Here is an 18,192-nt window from a genome sequence, read left to right as displayed (position 1 = left end):
GGGCTTACATGGGAGATGGGCCGGGCGACAAGGCCCCCGATTCGGTCCGTTTCGCCTCCGAAAAGAACATTCGGACGATTTGCAGGAACTCGGCGGGGTCCGCCTGCAGCGAACCGCTGGTGAAGGTGACGGGACTTCCCGACAGGCGCCAATTGATTGTCTTCGCCAACCGCTGAAGGCCATTGCCACGTGAGATGTACTTTTGAGGATCGCGCAGCCTGATCGAGAGAAAGGCTCCGCCCCTCCCCAGGCCTTCCCTGATTTCGGTCACGTCCGCCCAATCGACCCAGCCGAAGGCGAGGCCGGTCGGCCGAAAAAAGAACCCCTGTCGATTGATGACGAACCCTGGCTCTTTCGCTGTCAGGGTTCTCAGATGGCCATAGGCAAGCAGCAGGAAGAAAAAGATACCGAATCCCAGGACGAACTGGTGGAACGAATTCGATCCGACACCCGGCGCCGCCAGCAGCATCCAACCCGCCGCCACCGCCATCGCGAGACTGGCAATCGCGAGAAAGCCGACCTTCGACCGGCTGACGGGGATCGCGACTTCGGGACTCTTTTCTCCACTCACGGCCGGCTCTGGCCGCGCTGCGGAGCCGGCGTCTGCCCCTGCGGCCGCGACGCCCGCTGACGGATATCCGACGTCGGCGCTGGCATTTGCGCCCGAAGCCCCGGCCGCAGCGCTTCGACCCGCGGCGCCAGCACGGCGCAGGCGTTGGCGCCGGCCTGCCGGCCGGACTGCGCCACCTGGGCGACCAAGCTCGGGATCGGGCCGCCGCCCACCAGCAACTTGGAGAGGTTGGGATCGACCGCGCTCGCCGTGGCCTTGCCGGCGCCGCCCTTGATGCGCATCGGCGTGGCGAGCGAGGCGTTCTGATGGTCGCGTGCCTCGGGGGCGACGATGAACTCCCAGCCTTCGGTGCGCAGATGCAGGTAGCCGCCGCCGACCAGCACGCCGCGCGGCGTGTCGACGACCAGGCGCCGCAGGTTGGCGACACCGCCGCTCACCTCGAACCGGCCGGCGATGCAGTTGAACGGCACGCCGGCCTCGGTGCCGCCGAGGAGCCGCTGGGTCTCGGGCGGCCAGTTGGCGAGCTGGCTCTGCGGCCACATGCCCTTGCCCATGGCGACGTCGATCGAGCCGTTGGCCGTGTTCAGCGCGTCGCGCGTGGTGCGGCCACCGCCGCGCAGGCGAAGGTCGACATCGGCGACACCGTCGCGCAGGCCGAGATCGAGGCCGAGAAGGGTCGACAGCTCGCCCAGGGAGACACGGTTGGCGGTGGCCGTCAGCGTGGTCTGGCCGATGCGCCCGGCCGGGTCGTAAACCAGATCGACGCCGGCCGAGCCGCCGCCGACGGTCGCCGCCGCGCGGAAGGTGAAGCGCGTTTCACCGGACACCAGCGTGACCGATGCGTTCTGCATCTTGGCACCGAGGCCCACGACCTCGCCCAGCCGCACCGTGACGGAAAGCGCCGACCGGCCGAGCCAGCTTGCGGAGAACGGCAGGGCCGGAATGAGGCGCGGCTGCTGCATCGGCGCCGTTGCCGGTGCCGCGGGCGCGGCGCTCGCGGGCGGCGCCTTCAGCTCGGAGACATCGAGGCGCGTGATGTCGGCATTCACGATGATGGTGGGCGTGCCCTTGCGATCCACGCGGAACAGCGCCTCGCCGGCCGCCTCGCTCGAGCCGACCTTCAGCGCCGTGACCTCGACCTTGAAGCCGTTGCGCTGGGTCGATGCCTTCGCATTCATCACGTACGGACCGCCCGCCGGGACGGGAAGGCGAATGTAGGGTCCGAGGACCGAGACGTCGGCGCCTTCGGAATTGACCTGCAGCGACGTGCCCTTGGCGTTGATGCTGCCCTTGATCGAAATCTTGCCGTCGCCGAACCCGCCCTGAAGGTCGATGTTGCCGGGCAGCCCGGCCATCCAGCCGTTGAACGAGCCGGCGGTGCCCGTGAGGTCCATCGGCACGCCCTGCGCCACCCCGAACCGCCCCTCGACCTGCAAGGTCTGGTTCGGGGCCTGCGCCTTGAAGGTCGCATTCGGCACGTCGATTACCACCGGCGGGCGGCCGGCTCCTTCCGAGACGGTCAGGACGGAGTCGCGGACTTCGACCGTGCTGATCCAGGGAAAGGCCGAGGCCGTGCGGAGCCGGAGCGACCGGTTCTCGCCGGGATGCGGGCCCGACCCGTCGGGCGGCGGCAGCATCTCGAGGCTGGAGTCACCCACCTCGTTGCGCTCGACCAGGATGTCGGCGCCTTCGAGCAGGATCCGTCCAATCTTGACGTCGCCCAGGAACAGCGAAAACGGGTCGAGAAACAGCGTCATGCGGCGCACGCGCGCCAGATCGGGCCGGGACCCCCAGGCTGCATTGGAGAGCGTGACGCCTTCGGCGACCATCGCGGGCTCGCTGCCCAGCCTGACGCTGAGCGGCACGCGGGCGGCCAGTTCGCGCCCCGTGACCTTGCGGACCTGCTCGGTCAGCCGCGCCTGATAGCTCGACAGGTCGCGCGTGGCCGCCCAGATGACGCCGACCACGGCGGCGACCGGCACCGCCACCGCCGTGATCACGGCCACTCGCCTCCAGGGAATCCGCATCCTGACCGATTCTCGCTCAAACACCGTCCGTCGAGAAGCCAAATGCCTCGACGGTGCGGCGGAAGTGAGGAGGCAGCTCGGCCTCGGCCTTCAGCTCCCCCCTGCCCGACGGATGCGGCAGCGACAGGCGGCGGGCATGGAGATGCAGCCGGCGCCCCTCGGCGACCGCCGACAGCAGCGCTTCCTCGCCGCCATACTTGCGATCTCCCAGGATCGGGCAGCCCATTTCCGCGCAATGAACGCGGAGCTGGTGAGTGCGCCCGGTCCGCGGCCACAGCGCCAGCAGCGCGGCGCGCCGGCCGGCGCGATCGACTTCGCGAAAATGGGTGATCGCCTTCAGCCCGTTCTCCTCGTCGACCTGCATGAGTTCGCGATCGCGGGCGCCGGGTCGCTTGGCCAGTGGCAGGTCGATCGTGCCTTCCTTCTTCGGCGGCACGCCCACCACGATCGCCCAGTAGAGCTTCTCGGTCTCGCGATCCCTGAAGGATTCCGTCAGGCGCTTGGCGGCCTGCCCCGTTCGCGCGATCAGCAGCAGGCCGCTGGTGTCCTTGTCGAGCCGGTGGACCAGGCGCGGCCGCTGCTCGAAGCCGAACCGCAACGCGTCCAGCATCCCGTCGATGTGCTTGTCCGTGCCGCTGCCCCCCTGCACCGCCAGTCCCGGCGGCTTGTTGAGCACGATCACGTGGTCGTCGCGATGGATCACCATGCGCTGGATCTCGGCGGCGTCGCGATCGGAAACCGCCGGCTTCGCCTCCGTTCGCGGCTTGGGCGCCGGCGTATTCGTGACGCCGGGCGGCAGGCGGATCGACTGCCCGGGCTCGACCCGGTCCTTGCCCTCGGCGCGCTTGCCGTCGATCCGGACCTGCCCGGTGCGCAACAGCTTCTGCAGCGCGCCGTGGGTCAGTTCGGGGAAGTGGCGCTGGAACCACCGGTCGAGGCGCATGCCAGTCTCGTCGTCCGTGACGGCGCGATTCTGGACCTTGGTCTGTTGGCTACCACCACTGGCAGGGCTGTCACTCATGGCGCACAAACTACGGGACAAGCTACACAGGGTCCATGGAATCGGTGTCCTTCGACACGCTGACGTTCGACCATCCGACCGCCTCCCGGCCGGCGCGAATCTCCGCGACCCTGCACATTCCTCCCGACCGGCCGGAGCCGGTGCCCTGCATGGTCATCCTCACCAGCAGCGCCGGCGTCCAGCGCCATCGCGAGCACTATTACGCCGACCTGCTGAACGCCGCGGGCGCGGCTGCGCTGATCGTCGACAGTTTCAGAAGCCGTGGGGTCCGACGCACCGTGGCAGACCAGAGCCTGGTTTCGGCGGCCCAGATGGAGGGCGACGCCTTTGCAGCCCTCGCGCTGCTCCGCGCCGACCCCCGCATCGATCCGGCACGGATCGGCATCATGGGCGTCTCCAAGGGCGGCGTGGCGACGCTCAATGCCGCCCTTGCCGTGCGCCAGCGCTGGCGGCGCGGCTTCCCGCACCTGTTCGACATCCACGTCGCCCTCTGCCCCGGTGCGACCGCCCAGCATCGCGACGCCACCACCCACGGCCGGCCGATATTCTTCATGCTGGCCGCCCGGGACGACTACACGCCGGCCGAGCTGGCGATCGAATACGCCGAGCGCATGCGGGCGGCCGGCAACGACCGGATCAAGGTCAAGGTCTATGGCGGCGCGCATCACGGATGGGAATCGCTGGGGCCCGTCTTCGACATCAAGGATGCCGAGAACTGGTCGTGCTGCCGCAACATCATCGAGGATGACGGCCGCCATTTCGTGCCCTCGCTGGGACAGGCGTTGGACGAGCCCGAGTTCCAGGCCTGGGCGCGACAGCACTGCGTCACCCGGGGCGCCCGTGCCGGGGGCGGGACGGCCGATCTGAAGCAGCGCGCCAGCGCCGACCTGATTGCTTTCCTGGCCGTTCACGGATTCGTGCGCTGATGGACGAATCGGCCGGTTCTCCCTATACTTCCGGTGTGATTCGAATCAATTTTTTCGCCGCTTTCCTGGCGCTCGCACTCTCCTTCTCGGGAGCATCGTCCTCCTACGCCTCGGGCGTCTTGTGGACCGGATCCGGCCTCGCGACGGCACGTGCCGAGGCCTTGCTGAAGGCACTCCGCAGTGCCGGCGATCACGGGCTGGATCCCTCCTGGTACAACCTCGCCGAGGTAGAGAAGGCGATGGCGCCGGGCGCCGATCCGAGCGCGGCCGAAGCTCTGATGTCCGCCGCCTTCGTGGCCTATGCCAGCGACGTCTCGACCGGCCGCGTCCGCGCCAACAGGGTCGACAAGGAAATCGACATCATCCAACGCAAGGTCGACAAGGCCGAGCTGCTGCAGGCTGCGGCCGACGCGCCCGACTTCGCGGCCTACCTCGCCTCGCTGCCGCCCAAGGGCGACTACCCGGCGCTGCAGAAGGCGCTGGCGGCCTGGCGGGAGAAGAAGACCCGCACGACCTACACCGCGATGCCCGAAGGCAGCGCGCTGAAGCCCGGCATGATCGACGCCCGCGTGCCCATCTTGCGCAAGCGCCTGGCCGAACTCGACTTCACGGTGCCGCCGGCCGGCGCCGTTGCCGATCTCTACGACGAGCCGCTGGTCGGCTTGGTCAAGTCGTACCAGGAGATGAAGGGCCTGACGGTCGATGGCGTCATCGGCGCCAAGAGCGTCCGCTCGCTCAACACCACGATCGACGAACGGATCGAACAGATCGTCGCCAACCTCGAGCGCCGCCGCTGGCTGCCGGAGGATCTCGGCAGCCGCTTCGTCTACGTGAACACCGGCGACTACTCGATGGTGTTCGTGAACGAGGGCAAGATCGCCTTCCAGAGCCAGGTCATCGTCGGCACGCCGAAGGACCCGACGCCCGAGATTCAATCGACCATGCGCGGCTTCCAGACCAACCCGTACTGGACGGTGCCGCCGTCGATCGCCGGCGAGGAATATCTGCCGATCCTGCGCCGCGACCCCAACGCGCTTTCCGGTAGCGGCTTCAAGATCTTCGCGAGCTGGAGCAACGACGACGAGATCGACCCCAACACGATCGACTGGAGCTCGATCCATCCCAAGGCCTTCCCGTACCGCATCCGGCAGGATTCGGGGGCGTCGAACGCGCTGGGCTACATCTTCTTCCCGTTCAACAACAAGTACGGGATCTACATGCACGACACAGCGAGCCGCTGGCTGTTCACCGAGGGCAGCCGCAACTTCAGCCATGGCTGCATCCGTCTGCAGAACCCGCTCGACTTCGTCGAGAAGGTCTTCAACGGCAAGAACGGCTTCAACAAGGACCGGGTCCAGCAGGTGATCAAGGACGGCCAGCAGGCCCACTACACCTTCCCCGAGCCGATCACGCTCTACGTGACCTACCGGACCGTCAGCGCCAATGCCGACGGCGTGCCGACCTTCCGCGACGACGTCTATGGCCGCGACCGCCGCGTCGTGCGCGCGATGGCGAAGCCGTAAGACGAACGGCTCAATGGAGCACGCCACTCCAGTGGCGCTCTAGCTCGGTCGACAAAGGCATGAGCGCCACTGGAGTGGCGCACTCCAATGATTAACGCTTCTTGTCCCTGAGCTTTTTCCAGTACTCGAGCCGCTTCACGATCTCGCGCTCGAAGCCGCGCTCGACCGGCTGATAGAACTCTTGGCGGTTCATATTGTCGGGGAAGTAGTTCTGGCCCGAGAAGCCGTCGGCGGCATTGTGGTCATACTCGTAGCCCTTGCCGTAGCCGATCTCCTTCATGAGCTTTGTCGGCGCATTCAGGATGTGCATCGGCGGCGTCAGCGACCCGTGCGTCTTGGCGGCACGCTTGGCGGCCCCGAAGGCGACATAGGCGGCGTTCGATTTCGGCGCGGTGCCGAGATAGATCACCGCCTGGGCGATCGCCAGTTCGCCTTCCGGTGAGCCCAGCCGCTCATAGGTCTCCCACGCGGCCAACGTCTGGGTCAGCGCCTGCGGGTCGGCCATGCCGATATCCTCGACGGCGAAGCGCACGAGGCGGCGGGCGATGTATTTCGGATCCTCGCCGCCATCCAGCATGCGCGCGAACCAGTAGAGCGCGGCATCGACGTCCGACCCGCGCAGCGACTTGTGCAGCGCGCTGATCAGGTTGTAGTGCGCCTCCTGGGCCTTGTCGTAGAGCGGCGCGCGCTTCTGCAGGAGCGTCGCCAGCCGCGACGGCGGCACCGGCCCCTTGTCCTTCAGTTGCGCGAGCTGTTCGGCGAGCCCGATCATGTAGCGGCCGTCGCCGTCGGCCATGGCGAACAGGGCCTCACGGCCGGTCTCGTCGATCGGAAGCGGCCGGCCGAGGGCTTCCTCGGCACGCCCCAGCACGGCTGCCAGCGCCGCGTCGTCGAGACGGCGCAGCACCAGAACCTGGCAGCGCGACAGGAGCGCGGCGTTCAGCTCGAAGGACGGGTTCTCGGTGGTGGCGCCGATCAGCGTCACCGTGCCGTCCTCGACATAGGGCAGGAAGCCGTCCTGCTGGGCCCGGTTGAAGCGATGGATCTCGTCGACGAAGAGCAGCGTGCCCTTGCCGTCCTTGCGGCGCTGGCGCGCCGCCTCGAACACGCGGCGCAGGTCGGCCACACCGGAGAACACCGCCGACAACGGCTCGAAATGGAGGTCCACGGCCTCGGCGAGCAGGCGGGCGATGGTGGTCTTGCCGCAGCCCGGCGGTCCCCAGAGGATCAGCGACCCGAGCTTGCGCGCCTCCAGCATGCGGCCGAGCGGCCCCTCGGGGCCGAGCAGATGGTCCTGCCCGAGGATCTCACCCAGCGACTTGGGACGCAGGCGTTCGGCCAGCGGCGTCGGAGCGAGCGAGGCGAAGAGTTCAGCCGGCACGGCCCGACGCTTTCATGGGGTCAGCGGAACTGGACGGGAAACACCACGCCGTCGCGGCCCACGTTGATGCTGTTGATGCCGCTGGCGACGCGCTTCTTGAGCTCGGCAACGCTCTTCACTTCCTGGCCGTTGACCGCCAGGATCATGTCTCCGGGGCGCACGAAGCGCCCGGCATAGGCGCCGTTCTTCACGTCGACGATGACGATGCCGGGACGCCATTCGGCCAGTCCCATCTCCTCGGCGACGGCCGGCGACATGTTGACGACGGAGGCGCCGGACAGAGGCTGCCGGCCTTCCAGCACCGACAGGTCGCGCGGCGGATCCTCGGGCGGCGCCGCGAGCTTCAACTCCACGACCACTTCCTTGCCGCCGCGCATGACCTTCACCGGCACGACCGAACCGACGTTGAGCGTCGACAACCGGAACCGCAGTCCCGCCTCGTCGTCGATCACCTGTTCGCGAATGCCGACGATCACGTCGTTGCGCTTCAGCCCCGCATCCGCCCCCGGACCGCCGGCGAAGACATCCTTCACGACGAGGCCCGCCGGCCGTGACAGGCCGAAGCCCGAGGCGAGGTCGGGTGTCACGCGCTGCATGCTGACGCCCAGCCACGGCCGCACGATGCGACCGCCCTTCGTGCCGGTCGAGATCATGCGCTCGACGATGTTGGAGGGCGTGGCGAAGCCGATGCCCACCGAGCCGCCGCTCTGCGAGTAGATCGCCGTGTTGATGCCGATCAGCCTGCCGTCGAGCGCGACCAGCGCGCCGCCCGAATTGCCCGGATTGATGGCCGCGTCGGTCTGCAGGAAGAAGTTCGAATCGTTGATCCCGCCGGCGCTGCGCGCCACGGCCGAGACGATGCCGCTGGTGACGGTCTGGTTCAGGCCGAACGGATTGCCGATCGCCAGCACGACGTCGCCGACCTCGATCGAATCGGAGTCGCGCAGTTCGAGGAACGGGAACTTCTCGTCTGAGCTCTCGATGCGCAGCAGCGCCAGGTCGTAGCGCTCGTCCTGCGTGATGAGCTTCGCCTCGTACTCGCGGCGGTCGGCCAGCACGACGCGGATCTCGTCGGCGCCCTTCACGACATGGGCGTTGGTGACGATCAGACCGTCCGCGCCCACCAGGACGCCGGACCCCAGCGAGTTCTGCACCCGCTCACCGCCCTGCTGGGGCACGCCGGGAAACGGGAACGGCAGACGGCGCTGCACGCGGGCCGTGGTGGTCGTGTAGATGTTGACCACGGCCGGGGAGACGCGCTTGACCAGCGGCGCGAACGAATAGGCGAGCTCGCTGCGCGAGTTCGGAAGCCCCTGCGCCATGGCGGCCGGGGCCACGGAAGTCGCCGCACCGCATCCCACGAAAACCGCCGCCAGAACCAGCCGCCGCATCATATAGACATCTCCTTGCTCGGCCCGGATTTGCGGACTCTCTTGCGGCAAATCAAGGGCGGATATCCGCTGGCATATCGATTGCAGGGCTTCGGCACAACACGCCAGCCATTGGCGTGAGAGGAAACCGGAGCGCTTCATGAAACTGACCCGCCGTACCGTCCTGGCCGCATCGGCCGCCACCCTGGGCTCTTCGCTGGCCGCCCCCGCCGTCAAGGCAAGCCCCGGCTGGCCGACCAAGCAGCCGATCAAGCTGATCGCCACCTTCCCGCCGGGGGGCACGGCCGACACGATTTCCCGCATCCTCGCGCCGAAGCTTTCGGCCGCACTCGGCACCCAGGTGGTCGTCGAGAACCGGCCCGGCGCCGGCGGCACGATCGGCTCCGACCTGGCGGCCAAGGCCGCGCCGGACGGCTACACGCTCGTCATCTCGCATGCTTCGCCGCTCGGCATCGCGCCGGGAATCTACCCGAAGCTTCCGTACAACGTGGTGACCGACTTCACCCACGTGACCCTGATCGGCCACACGCCCAACGTCCTGATCGTGCCCGGCGATTCGCCCTACAAGACGCTGGCCGACTACATCGCCGCCGCCAAGGCCAAGCCCGACGAGATCGCCTTCGGCAGCTCCGGCATCGGCTCCAACACCCACCTGATGGGCGAGCTGCTGGGCAGCCTGGCCGGCATCAAGCTGAAGCATGTCCCCTATCGCGGCTCGGCGCCGTCGCTGCAGGACATGCTGGCCGGCGCCATCCCCTCGATGTTCGACCCGATCACGACCAACGTGCCGCACATCAATTCGGGCAAGGTCCGGCTCCTGGCGGTCAGCTCCGACAAGCGCCTCGACATGTATCCGAATGCCCCGACCTTCGCCGAGCAGGGCTTTCCCAAACTCACCACCTCGACCTGGGTCGGCGTCTCCGGTCCCAAGGGCATGTCGCCCGACGTCGTGGCGCGGCTCTACGACGAGCTGCAGAAGGCCTACAAGGCCCCCGAGGTCGTGGAGCGCTTCAAGGACGTGGTGCTGCTGCCCGGCGACAAGCCGATGACCCCGGCCGAATACACCGCCTTCGTCGGCGACTTCGCCACCCTGTGGGCCGGCGTCAGCAAGTCGGCCGGCATCGAACTCGAGCTGGGCTGAGCGCCTCACCCGCAGCGGGAATGGCCGCAGTTGAGGCAAACGTCGCAGCCTTCCTGGTGGGTGAGCGCCGCGGCACCGCAATTGGGGCACTGCCCCATCGACTTGGCTGAACCACCGCCGGCCGCCGGCTCCTTCGCGCCGGCGGCGAGGCGCATGCGCTCTTCGATCGCGTCGATCAGGCTGGGCTGCTCGGTCGGCGCCAGGAAGCCGATCTCGACCAGGTGCCGCTCGATCACGCCGCCGATCGCCGCCAGCAGCGACGGCACGTAACGGCCCCCCATCCACTGGCCGCCGCGCGGATCGAACACGGCCTTCAGCTCCTCGACGACGAACGACACGTCGCCACCGCGGCGGAACACCGCCGAGATCATACGCGTGAGCGCCACCGTCCAGGCGTAGTGCTCCATGTTCTTGGAGTTGATGAAGATCTCGAAGGGCCGGCGGCGGCCCTCCTGCACCACGTCGTTGACGGTGATGTAGATGGCGTGGTCGCTGCCCGGCCATTTGATCTTGTAGGTCCGGCCCGGCAGCTCCTCCGGCCGGTCGAGCGGCGGGGCGAGATAGACGACGTCGCTGTCGCGTGGCGCCACTGCCGGGACCGGCTTCTCGGTCTCCGCCGGCTTTACCTCCAGAACCGCGCCGGTCACGTCGTTGGGACGGTAGGTCGTGCAGCCCTTGCAGTTCTGCGCATAGGCCTCCTCGTAGACGCCCTTGAAGGCGTCGAAGGAAATGTCGCGCGGCAGGTTGATGGTCTTGGAGATCGAGCTGTCGACATGGTCCTGCGCCGCGGCCTGCATCGCCAGATGATCGGCGGGCGACAGGGTCTGGGCATCGACGAAGACGTCCGGCGGCGGCGCCTCGTTGCCTTTCATCTCGCGCCAGACACGGAAGGCATAGTCGTCGACGCTCTCCTCGCGCTTGGACCCGTCCGGCTGCAGGACATGACGGACGTAGCTGAAGGCGAAGACCGGCTCGATACCGGACGAGACGTTGTCGGCCAGCAGGGAGATCGTGCCGGTAGGCGCGATCGAGTTCAGCAGCGCGTTGCGGATGCCGTAGCGGCCGATCGCCGTCCGGGCCTCTTCAGGCAACGCCTTGATCGTCTCGCCCGCCAGGTACTTGCCGCGCTCGTAGAGCGGGAAACTGCCCTTCTCCGCCGCGATGTCGGCCGACGCCATGTAGGACAGACGCTGCACGGCGCCCAGCCATTCGCGGGTGAGCCGTACCGCCTCGGGCGAGCCGTAGCGCACGCCGCAGAAGATCAGCGCATCGGCGAGCCCGGTCACGCCGAGCCCGATGCGGCGCTTGGCCTTGGCCTCCTTCTCCTGCTCAGGCAGCGGAAAACGCGACACGTCGATCACATTGTCGAGCATGCGCACGGCCAGCGGCACCAGCCGCTCCAGTGCCTCGTCGTCGAGCTTCGCCTCGGGTGTAAACGGCGCCTTCACCAGCGCCGCGAGATTGATCGATCCCAGGAGACAGGCGCCGTACGGAGGAAGTGGCTGCTCGCCGCAATTGTGAACGTAAAGTCCGTTGGCATCGAAGGCGTTGATACCCGGAACCTGCACGTCGTAGACCTCGGCCACACCACCGGCCTCGACGCTCTCGATTTCGACGACGAAACGCTCGCGATTGAGGGCCCGGCGATAGCCGGCCAGGGCAGACTGCAACCGCAGCATCTTATTACGGTCGGCAAACCCGATCCGCTCGGCAAACACGCCGACGTTGTCGCCGGCAACCACCAGCTCGTGCTGGGCTGCGCAGTCATAGAGACGCAGCCCCCCGGCCCCGTCGGGCATCGGACGCTGGCCGGCCGGCCGCCGGTCGCGATAGATCGTGGCCGCAATTCCGAAGCGCAACAGCATGCGCTGCACCGCCTCGAGCAGGGGCAGGTCGCTCTGGCTCAGCCGGACGCTGATGCCCTTCGCCTGCGTCCCCTGAATTGACCCGTCGCTGTCGAAGAGGCCACGCAGCAGCCCACGATGGAAGTCCGACGAGGTCTTCTCCATCGTCGGCGCCACGGTCTTGTGGCCTGGCGAAAGGCCCATCACCTCCGCAAGCGCCTTGACCGCCGCGAGCGACAGGCGCCACTCGTTGCGCCCCTTCACATGAACCCAGCCCGTGAAGTCGGCCCGATGCGGCAGGGTCCGCGCCGCGGCCAGCGCCGCTTCCATGACGCCTTCCGGTCCAGCCATCTGCGGGCCGCCATGGGCGACCTGCGCCGGCTTCCAGACGCTGAGCACCGCCTTGTCCTGCTTCAAGGTGCCATCGCCCACCAGAAGGCCGAGCAGGTAGCCCTCCGCCTCGGTGTGACGGCCTTCCCAATGCGGTGCGGTTCGATGATCGTGCAGGACGATATGGTCGCCCGGCGCAAGGTCGCCGGCGGCCACCCACTCGACATCGCGCGACCAGCGTGTGAAGCGCGTCACCTTCCTCACGAGATGATCTGCGGTCAGGCGCAGTTCGTGGCCTGCCCGCGTGCGCAAGCGGCGCACCTCTTTCGTACCGGTAGGGAAGAAGCCGGCCTCGCCGCTGGCGAAAGCCTTGCCATCGACCAGGGCCGTGAACGGCCGGCCGATCAGGTCGGCCACCTGGCGCGGTCCGTCGGCCGTGTGGACCCAGGTCTCCGCGGTCACGCAAGGGTTCGTAGCCTGGATGGTTTCGCAATAACGCAGGTTGTTCCGGCGGTTCACGCGGTCGATGAAGATCACGCCGGGCTCGGCCACATCGTAGGTGGCGCGCATGATGCGTTCCCACAGCGCCTTGGCCTTCACCGTCCGGAAGGTCCTGCCGCCGAACACCAGCGGCCAGTCGGCATCGCTCTCGACCGCCTTCATGAAGGCGTCGGTGACCAGCACCGAGACGTTGAACATGCGCAGCCGCTTCGGATCGCGCTTGGCGTCGACGAAGGCCTCGATGTCGGGATGGTCGCAGCGCAGCGTCGCCATCATGGCACCGCGCCGCGAGCCCGCGCTCATGATGGTGCGGCACATCGAGTCCCACACGTCCATGAACGAGAGCGGTCCCGACGCGTCGGCGCCGACACCCACCACGGGCGCGCCCTGCGGACGAAGGCTCGAGAAATCGTGCCCGATGCCGCCACCCTGCTGCATGGTGAGGGCGGCCTCGCGCAGGTTCTCGAAAATGCCCGACATGTCGTCAGGGATCGTGCCCATCACGAAGCAGTTGAAGAGGGTCACCGTACGGCCGGTGCCGGCGCCCGCGATCACGCGCCCGGCCGGCAGGAACTTGAAGCCCGACAGCGCCTCGTGGAAGCGCCCGGCCCAGAGCTCCGGGTCGCGTTCCGGCACCGCCAGCGCTCGCGCCACACGCCACCAGGTCGCGTCGAGATCGGCATCCGGCGTCGCCGTGGCGCTGCCGCCGGGTGCACTCTTGAAGCGATATTTCATGTCCCAGATCCGCTGGGAGACGGGAGCCCATTCCATTCCGAAAAACTAGGCCCAAGGCCGGTCGATATCAACAGATCGTTCTATTTTTGTTCGCGCCTGCAGGCTGCGGCAACGAGCCGGCCCGTGGCGCCCTCGATGCGCTCGCGCAAGGTGTCCATGAACACCTCGCGGCCCAGGCCTGGCGGAATGGCGGGCAGGATTTCCACGTCGATCACGCCCGGCCACTTGATGAACTTGCGGCGCCCCCAGAACACGCCGGAATTCAGCGCGACCGGAACGACGGGTACGCCAAGCTGCCGGTAGAGCGCCGCCGTCCCCACCTGGTAAGGCTTCTCGTCGCCGACGGCGACGCGCGTGCCCTCGGGGAAGATCAGGATCGACCGTCCTTCGGCCAACGTCGACTTGGCCTGCTTCACCAGCCCGCGCAATGCCTTGGCGCCGTCGCCGCGTTCGACGGCGATATTGCCGGCCCGCGCCATCGCCCAGCCGACGATCGGAATCAGCACCAGCTCGCGCTTCATGACGGTGGCGGCGCCGGGAAACAGGCGCGAGAAGGCCAGCGTCTCCCACGAGGACTGGTGCTTGCAGGCGAAGATGACCGGCCCCGTCGGCATGTTCTCCAGCCCACCGACGCGATGCGTCAGCCGGCAGGTGATCCGCAACCACCACAGGCAGAAGTCGATCCAGACCAGCGACCAGGCGACCACGAAGCGCCGCGGCATCAGCAGGATCGGCGAACCGACGATGGCGAGGATCGTGGTGCCGACATACCAGCCGACATTGAAGAAGAACGAGCGCAGCCGGAGGCCAATCATCTCAAAAGTATTCACGTGCGACGTGTTGCTTGTATGCCAACTTGTAGTGGCCTAGTGTCGCCCCGCAAAGGACATCTGGTGGGGTATACCCCGCTCATCATGCAGCTTACCTGTTCCAACTGCGGCGCTCGATACGCCGTCGACCCCATGGCAATCGGCCCGACGGGTCGCACTGTCCAGTGTGTCCGCTGTAGCCATCGCTGGTTCCAGGAGCCGGCTGTCACGCCGGTCACCGAGACTGCGTCGCAAGCGCCGCCTGCGCCGGCCGCTGCCGCGCCCGTCCCCGACGTCGTCATCCGGCCGTCCACCTCCGGTGCCGGCCTGCCGGCCCTGACCACGCCTCCTCCGCCCCGGAAGAGAAACTGGGGCACCTGGATTGCCTATGCGATCGTCCTGATCGTGCTGCTGGGGGGCGCGGCCTACGCCTATCGCGACCAGCTCATGTCGCGCCTGCCCGCCTCCTGGCGCACTCTGCTCCATCTCGACGCCGCGCGGGCAAAAACCAACGCGCCTCAGGTGGCGCAAGCGCAGGTCGGACTCGACATGACGACGACCAAGATCAACGTCATCGACGGCCGCTACGTGGTGGCGGGCGAATTGATCAATACCGGTACCGCCCCCGGCTCTACCCGCCGCCTGAAGATTGTCTTCCGGGCCGGCGACCAGATCCTGGCCGAGCGCGAGATGCCGCTGGTCGAGGGGCCGATCGCGCCCGGCGCGCGCCTGAGTTTCAGCCTGCCGCTTGAAGAGCCTCCCTCCGGTGCGACCAGCATCGTGCCGACCGTCGACTAGCGACCCACTGACGAGAGTTTGCATTGCCCGACCGCACCACTTCCGACCGTCCGGTCGTTTCGATCCGATTCTCGGCCGCCGAGATTGCCGCCCGCGTCGAGGAGATGGCGATCGACCTTTCCGACAAGCTCGAGTCCGACACGCTGGTCGTCTCCGTCCTCAAGGGCAGCTTCGTCTTTGCCGCCGACCTGATCCGCGCGCTGAACCGCGCCGGCGCCGACTGGTCGATGGATTTTCTCACCCTCTCGAGCTACGGCAGCGGCACCGAGACGAGCGGCAATGTCCGCGTCGTACGCGACATCGTCGACGACGTGCGGGGTCGCGACGTGCTGCTGGTCGACGATATCCTCGAGTCGGGCCTGACGCTCAGCTTCGCCAAGAAGCTGCTCGAGGAGCGCGGCGCCCGCCGCGTATCGATCTGCACCCTGCTCGACAAGCCCGCCAAGCGGCGAACCGACCTCAAGGCCGACTTCGTGGGCTTCGAGGCGGGTGACGAGTTTCTCGTCGGCTACGGGCTCGACTGGGCCCACCGCTTCCGCGGCCTGCCCTATATCGGCGTGGTCGAGAAGACGGCTTAGTACGTCTTCAGCAGACGATCGATGTAGTCGAGCTCTTCCTTCGGGCGCAGCTGGTCGCCGGCGCGGCGGCGCAGTTCGTCGAGGATTTCGCGACTGCGCTGGCGGTCGAGTTCGAGCGGCACCTTGTCGGCGCCGGAGTCGATCGCGTCGCCGTAATTGCCGTCGGACCGGCCCAGCGGATCGCGATCCTCGCTGCGGCGCTCGCGCTCCTCGATTTCGGCGATGTCCTGGTTGTTGCCCGGACCGCGCTGCTGCCGCATCTGCTCGGCCATGTCGCCCATGCCCTGCTGCAGGTTGTCGAGCGCCCGGCGCTGGGCACGGGACGCCTCGCGCGGGTCGCCGCGGCGGAGCGCCTCCTCGGCCTCACGCATCGAGCGCTCGGCCCGTCCCAGCGATTCCGGCATCTGCAGGCCGTTCTCGTCGAGCTTCTTCATAAAGTCGCCAAGCCGGCCGCGCAGGCCTTCCTGCTGGCCGCGCTGCTGATCGCCCCACTGGCCCTGCCCCTGGCCCGGCTGTCCCTGCTGCCCGGGTTGGCCCTGCTGACCCTGCTGTCCTTGCTGGCCCTGTTGTCCCTGCTGGCCGCGTTGACCCTGCTGTCCCTGCTGGCCACGCTGTCCCTGCTGCTGACGACCCTCGCGCTCGGACTCGCCCAGAAGCTGGTTCTGCCGGCGCGACAGCTGGTCGAGCTGGTTCATCATCTCGCGACCCTGCTGGCTGCCCTGGCCCTGCTGGCCGCGCTGTCCCTGCTGCTGACGCTGCTGCCCGTTGGGGTTCGCCATCATCGGGGTGGCGTTCTCCATCATCTTGCGCAGCTCCTCGAGCATGCGCTTGGCTTCCTCGCGCTGGCCGTTCTTCGCCATCTCGCGAATCTTGTCGAGCATCTTCTGCAGATCGTCGCCGGTGATGGTGTTGTTCGGATCCATCTTCTCCGCCTGCTCTTCCATGCGGCGGCGCTCGTCGGGATCCTTCATCTTCTCGGCCAGCTCGCGCTGCCACCGCGCCATGGCGTCGTAGAGCTGCTGGATCAGCTTCTCGATTTCCTCGTCGCCCGCCTGGCGCTGCATGGCGTCCTGCAGCTGCTGCCGCGCCTGCTCGACGGCGCGCTCGGCGTCGGACGTGGCGCCGCTTTCGAGGCGCATGGCGAGGTCCCAGAGGAGCTTCTGCGTGTCGGTGATCGTCTCCTTGTTGTCGTTCTGCGCGAGCCGCACCGCGCCGATGCGCAGGCCGAGCTGGACGACCGGGTCCTCGCGATAGCTCGACGGGTTCGCATGGATCATGCGCATGCCGTCTGCGACATCGATGCGGTAGCCCTTGGGATCGCGGGTCAGCGCCTTGCGCAGCACGATCAGGGCGCGCGCCGTCGGATCGTTGAAGACCCGCTCGGGCAGCAGGAAGGTCTCGACCGAGCTGCGGCCCTTCTGGCCCAGCGCATCGGTGGCGAACAGCATCACGGTGACCTTAAGGCCGGCCCAGGGATGGCTGGTGAGGTCGCGCACGAAAGTGTCGGCGATCTTCTTGGCATTGCCCGCGACCGGCAGGTCGACGCGCAGCACCTCGGGCTCCTCGTCGCTGCTCAGCGCATCGTCGCCCAGGACGCTGCCATGGAGGCGCATCTGGAGCTGGACGCCGGTCACGCCGAAATCGTCGCCGGCGACGTAGTCGATCTTGGTCGACCACTTGTCGACGCCGATCGGGCGGGTGAAATCGATGGTCGGAGCGAGGTCGGGAATGACGTGGAGCGTCCAGTGCGCCTGCTCGTCGCCGCGCGCCTGTAGGGTGATCTGCTTGCCCTCGGTGATGACCTCCTCGACCTGGTACTTGCCCTTGCTGACGGTCGAGAATTCGGTGGCCTTGCCGTCGATCAGCAGCTGCGGCGGCTTGCGGCCCCGCACGTCGTCGACGAAGCCCGCGATCTTGCTGCCGACAGGAACGCGCAGCACCTTGTCGTGCTCGGCCATGTCCAGATAGACCGGCGGCTTGCCGGTATAGGCCGGCGGCGCGATCCACAGGTTGGCGACGACCGGCGGCGGCGGCGGGAAGGCCGGCGTCACGGCGGCGGCAAGGCGGTCGCTGCGCCAGCCGCCTGCAATCGCGATGGCGACGACGAGGGCCAGCAGCGGCACGAAGCGCAGCGCCCAGGTGTCGAGGACGGCGAGGCCCGGATGGGCCGGCCGGTTGGTCAGGCCAGCGAGGCGCTCGGCCTCGCGGCGGCGATGGGCCTCCCAGAGGGCCACGGCCATCGGGTCGGCGTTGCCGGCGGCCAGATGATCCTGCACGGCGATGAGCGGACGGTGCGGAATGTCGCTGTCGCGCTCGAGCCGGCGGATCGACGCGTCCCGCGTCGGCCAGGAAAAATCACGCAGGCGCCACCAGGCGAGACCGGCGAAGGCGACCGCAATGGCCGCCAGGATGCCGGTATGCACCCAGGGATCCAGTCCGGCGAAAAGGTCGAGATGGGCGGCGGCAACGAAAAGCGCCACGAACGACAGCAGCGGCACCAGACGTGGCCAGAGGCTTTCCCATGCCAAGGCCGCCCGCGCCAAACCGATCTTGCGTCCGAGCCCGGGGGCCTGGATCGTCGGGGTGGTCTGGCTGGCGTCCATCGACGTCCTTTCG

13 protein-coding genes are annotated in these 18,192 nt (G+C 67.9%); 5 read left to right on the top strand and 8 right to left on the bottom strand.

Annotation, left to right across the window (positions count from 1 at the left end):
• Positions 1-4 precede the first annotated feature (4 nt).
• From ACP15H_RS03375 to ACP15H_RS03365, 3 genes are read right to left on the bottom strand one after another with little or no spacing between them, the layout of a single operon-like run.
• Positions 5-571, bottom strand: a complete 567-nt coding sequence (locus tag ACP15H_RS03375) for an STM3941 family protein (protein WP_425064817.1) — start codon at positions 569-571, stop codon at positions 5-7.
• Positions 568-2,577, bottom strand: coding sequence for an AsmA family protein (locus ACP15H_RS03370; protein WP_425064816.1), 2,010 nt, complete (start codon positions 2,575-2,577; stop codon positions 568-570). The genes ACP15H_RS03375 and ACP15H_RS03370 overlap by 4 nt, the downstream gene beginning before the upstream one ends.
• Before the next feature lie 37 nt (positions 2,578-2,614).
• Complete coding sequence (locus ACP15H_RS03365; protein WP_425064815.1) at positions 2,615-3,619, bottom strand: RluA family pseudouridine synthase; 1,005 nt, start codon at positions 3,617-3,619, stop codon at positions 2,615-2,617.
• A 35-nt stretch (positions 3,620-3,654) separates the two neighbouring features.
• Between ACP15H_RS03365 and ACP15H_RS03360 the strand changes: the two genes are divergently transcribed.
• Together ACP15H_RS03360 and ACP15H_RS03355 are read left to right on the top strand one after the other, a co-directional pair.
• Positions 3,655-4,545 carry a dienelactone hydrolase family protein gene (locus ACP15H_RS03360; RefSeq protein WP_425064814.1) on the top strand — a complete coding sequence of 297 codons (891 nt, stop codon included), beginning with the start codon at positions 3,655-3,657 and terminating at the stop codon, positions 4,543-4,545.
• Positions 4,546-4,580: 35 nt separating this feature from the next.
• Positions 4,581-6,068 carry a L,D-transpeptidase family protein gene (locus tag ACP15H_RS03355; protein WP_425064813.1) on the top strand — a complete coding sequence of 496 codons (1,488 nt, stop codon included), beginning with the start codon at positions 4,581-4,583 and terminating at the stop codon, positions 6,066-6,068.
• Positions 6,069-6,159: 91 nt separating this feature from the next.
• On the opposite strand, the gene ACP15H_RS03350 is transcribed toward ACP15H_RS03355, so the two are convergent.
• Both ACP15H_RS03350 and ACP15H_RS03345 read right to left on the bottom strand, forming a co-directional pair.
• A complete protein-coding gene (locus tag ACP15H_RS03350) occupies positions 6,160-7,449 on the bottom strand; it encodes a replication-associated recombination protein A (RefSeq protein WP_425064812.1) in 1,290 nt (429 codons plus the stop codon).
• A 20-nt stretch (positions 7,450-7,469) separates the two neighbouring features.
• Positions 7,470-8,843 carry a Do family serine endopeptidase gene (locus ACP15H_RS03345; RefSeq protein ID WP_425064811.1) on the bottom strand — a complete coding sequence of 458 codons (1,374 nt, stop codon included), beginning with the start codon at positions 8,841-8,843 and terminating at the stop codon, positions 7,470-7,472.
• A 136-nt stretch (positions 8,844-8,979) separates the two neighbouring features.
• Here ACP15H_RS03345 and ACP15H_RS03340 point away from each other — a divergent pair, with 136 nt between their 5' ends.
• Positions 8,980-9,981 carry a Bug family tripartite tricarboxylate transporter substrate binding protein gene (locus ACP15H_RS03340; protein ID WP_425064810.1) on the top strand — a complete coding sequence of 334 codons (1,002 nt, stop codon included), beginning with the start codon at positions 8,980-8,982 and terminating at the stop codon, positions 9,979-9,981.
• A 5-nt stretch (positions 9,982-9,986) separates the two neighbouring features.
• Here ACP15H_RS03340 and ACP15H_RS03335 read toward each other — a convergent pair whose 3' ends face one another.
• The gene (locus tag ACP15H_RS03335; RefSeq protein ID WP_425064809.1) at positions 9,987-13,427 is read right to left on the bottom strand and encodes an LAGLIDADG family homing endonuclease; all 3,441 of its coding nucleotides are present in this window, start codon (positions 13,425-13,427) and stop codon (positions 9,987-9,989) included.
• A gap of 44 nt (positions 13,428-13,471) precedes the next feature.
• The gene (locus ACP15H_RS03330; RefSeq protein ID WP_425064808.1) at positions 13,472-14,206 is read right to left on the bottom strand and encodes a lysophospholipid acyltransferase family protein; all 735 of its coding nucleotides are present in this window, start codon (positions 14,204-14,206) and stop codon (positions 13,472-13,474) included.
• Between the two features lie 33 nt (positions 14,207-14,239).
• Here ACP15H_RS03330 and ACP15H_RS03325 point away from each other — a divergent pair, with 33 nt between their 5' ends.
• The gene (locus tag ACP15H_RS03325; protein WP_425064807.1) at positions 14,240-14,998 is read left to right on the top strand and encodes a DUF3426 domain-containing protein; all 759 of its coding nucleotides are present in this window, start codon (positions 14,240-14,242) and stop codon (positions 14,996-14,998) included.
• Positions 14,999-15,021: 23 nt separating this feature from the next.
• On the top strand, positions 15,022-15,576 hold the full coding sequence (gene hpt / locus ACP15H_RS03320; RefSeq protein ID WP_425064806.1) for a hypoxanthine phosphoribosyltransferase: 555 nt from the start codon (positions 15,022-15,024) through the stop codon (positions 15,574-15,576).
• Here hpt and ACP15H_RS03315 read toward each other — a convergent pair.
• Positions 15,573-18,179, bottom strand: coding sequence for a TIGR02302 family protein (locus tag ACP15H_RS03315; RefSeq protein WP_425064805.1), 2,607 nt, complete (start codon positions 18,177-18,179; stop codon positions 15,573-15,575). The genes hpt and ACP15H_RS03315 overlap by 4 nt on opposite strands.
• Positions 18,180-18,192: the final 13 nt, after the last annotated feature.

It is taken from the genome of Reyranella sp. (assembly GCF_965249915.1).
Classification (GTDB): Bacteria; Pseudomonadota; Alphaproteobacteria; order Reyranellales; family Reyranellaceae; genus Reyranella.
This window is presented reverse-complemented; position numbering and strand designations above follow the sequence as displayed.

Bases quoted from the DNA above. Each gene is read 5' to 3' on its own strand.
- ACP15H_RS03315 (WP_425064805.1), bottom strand. From the start codon at position 18,179: ATGGACGCCAGCCAGACCACCCCGACGATCCAGGCCCCCGGGCTCGGA.
- ACP15H_RS03345 (WP_425064811.1), bottom strand. From the start codon at position 8,843: ATGATGCGGCGGCTGGTTCTGGCGGCGGTTTTCGTGGGATGCGGTGCG.
- ACP15H_RS03325 (WP_425064807.1), top strand. From the start codon at position 14,240: ATGCCAACTTGTAGTGGCCTAGTGTCGCCCCGCAAAGGACATCTGGTG.
- ACP15H_RS03335 (WP_425064809.1), bottom strand. From the start codon at position 13,427: ATGGAATGGGCTCCCGTCTCCCAGCGGATCTGGGACATGAAATATCGC.
- ACP15H_RS03330 (WP_425064808.1), bottom strand. From the start codon at position 14,206: ATGATTGGCCTCCGGCTGCGCTCGTTCTTCTTCAATGTCGGCTGGTAT.
- ACP15H_RS03360 (WP_425064814.1), top strand. From the start codon at position 3,655: ATGGAATCGGTGTCCTTCGACACGCTGACGTTCGACCATCCGACCGCC.
- ACP15H_RS03340 (WP_425064810.1), top strand. From the start codon at position 8,980: ATGAAACTGACCCGCCGTACCGTCCTGGCCGCATCGGCCGCCACCCTG.
- ACP15H_RS03365 (WP_425064815.1), bottom strand. From the start codon at position 3,619: ATGAGTGACAGCCCTGCCAGTGGTGGTAGCCAACAGACCAAGGTCCAG.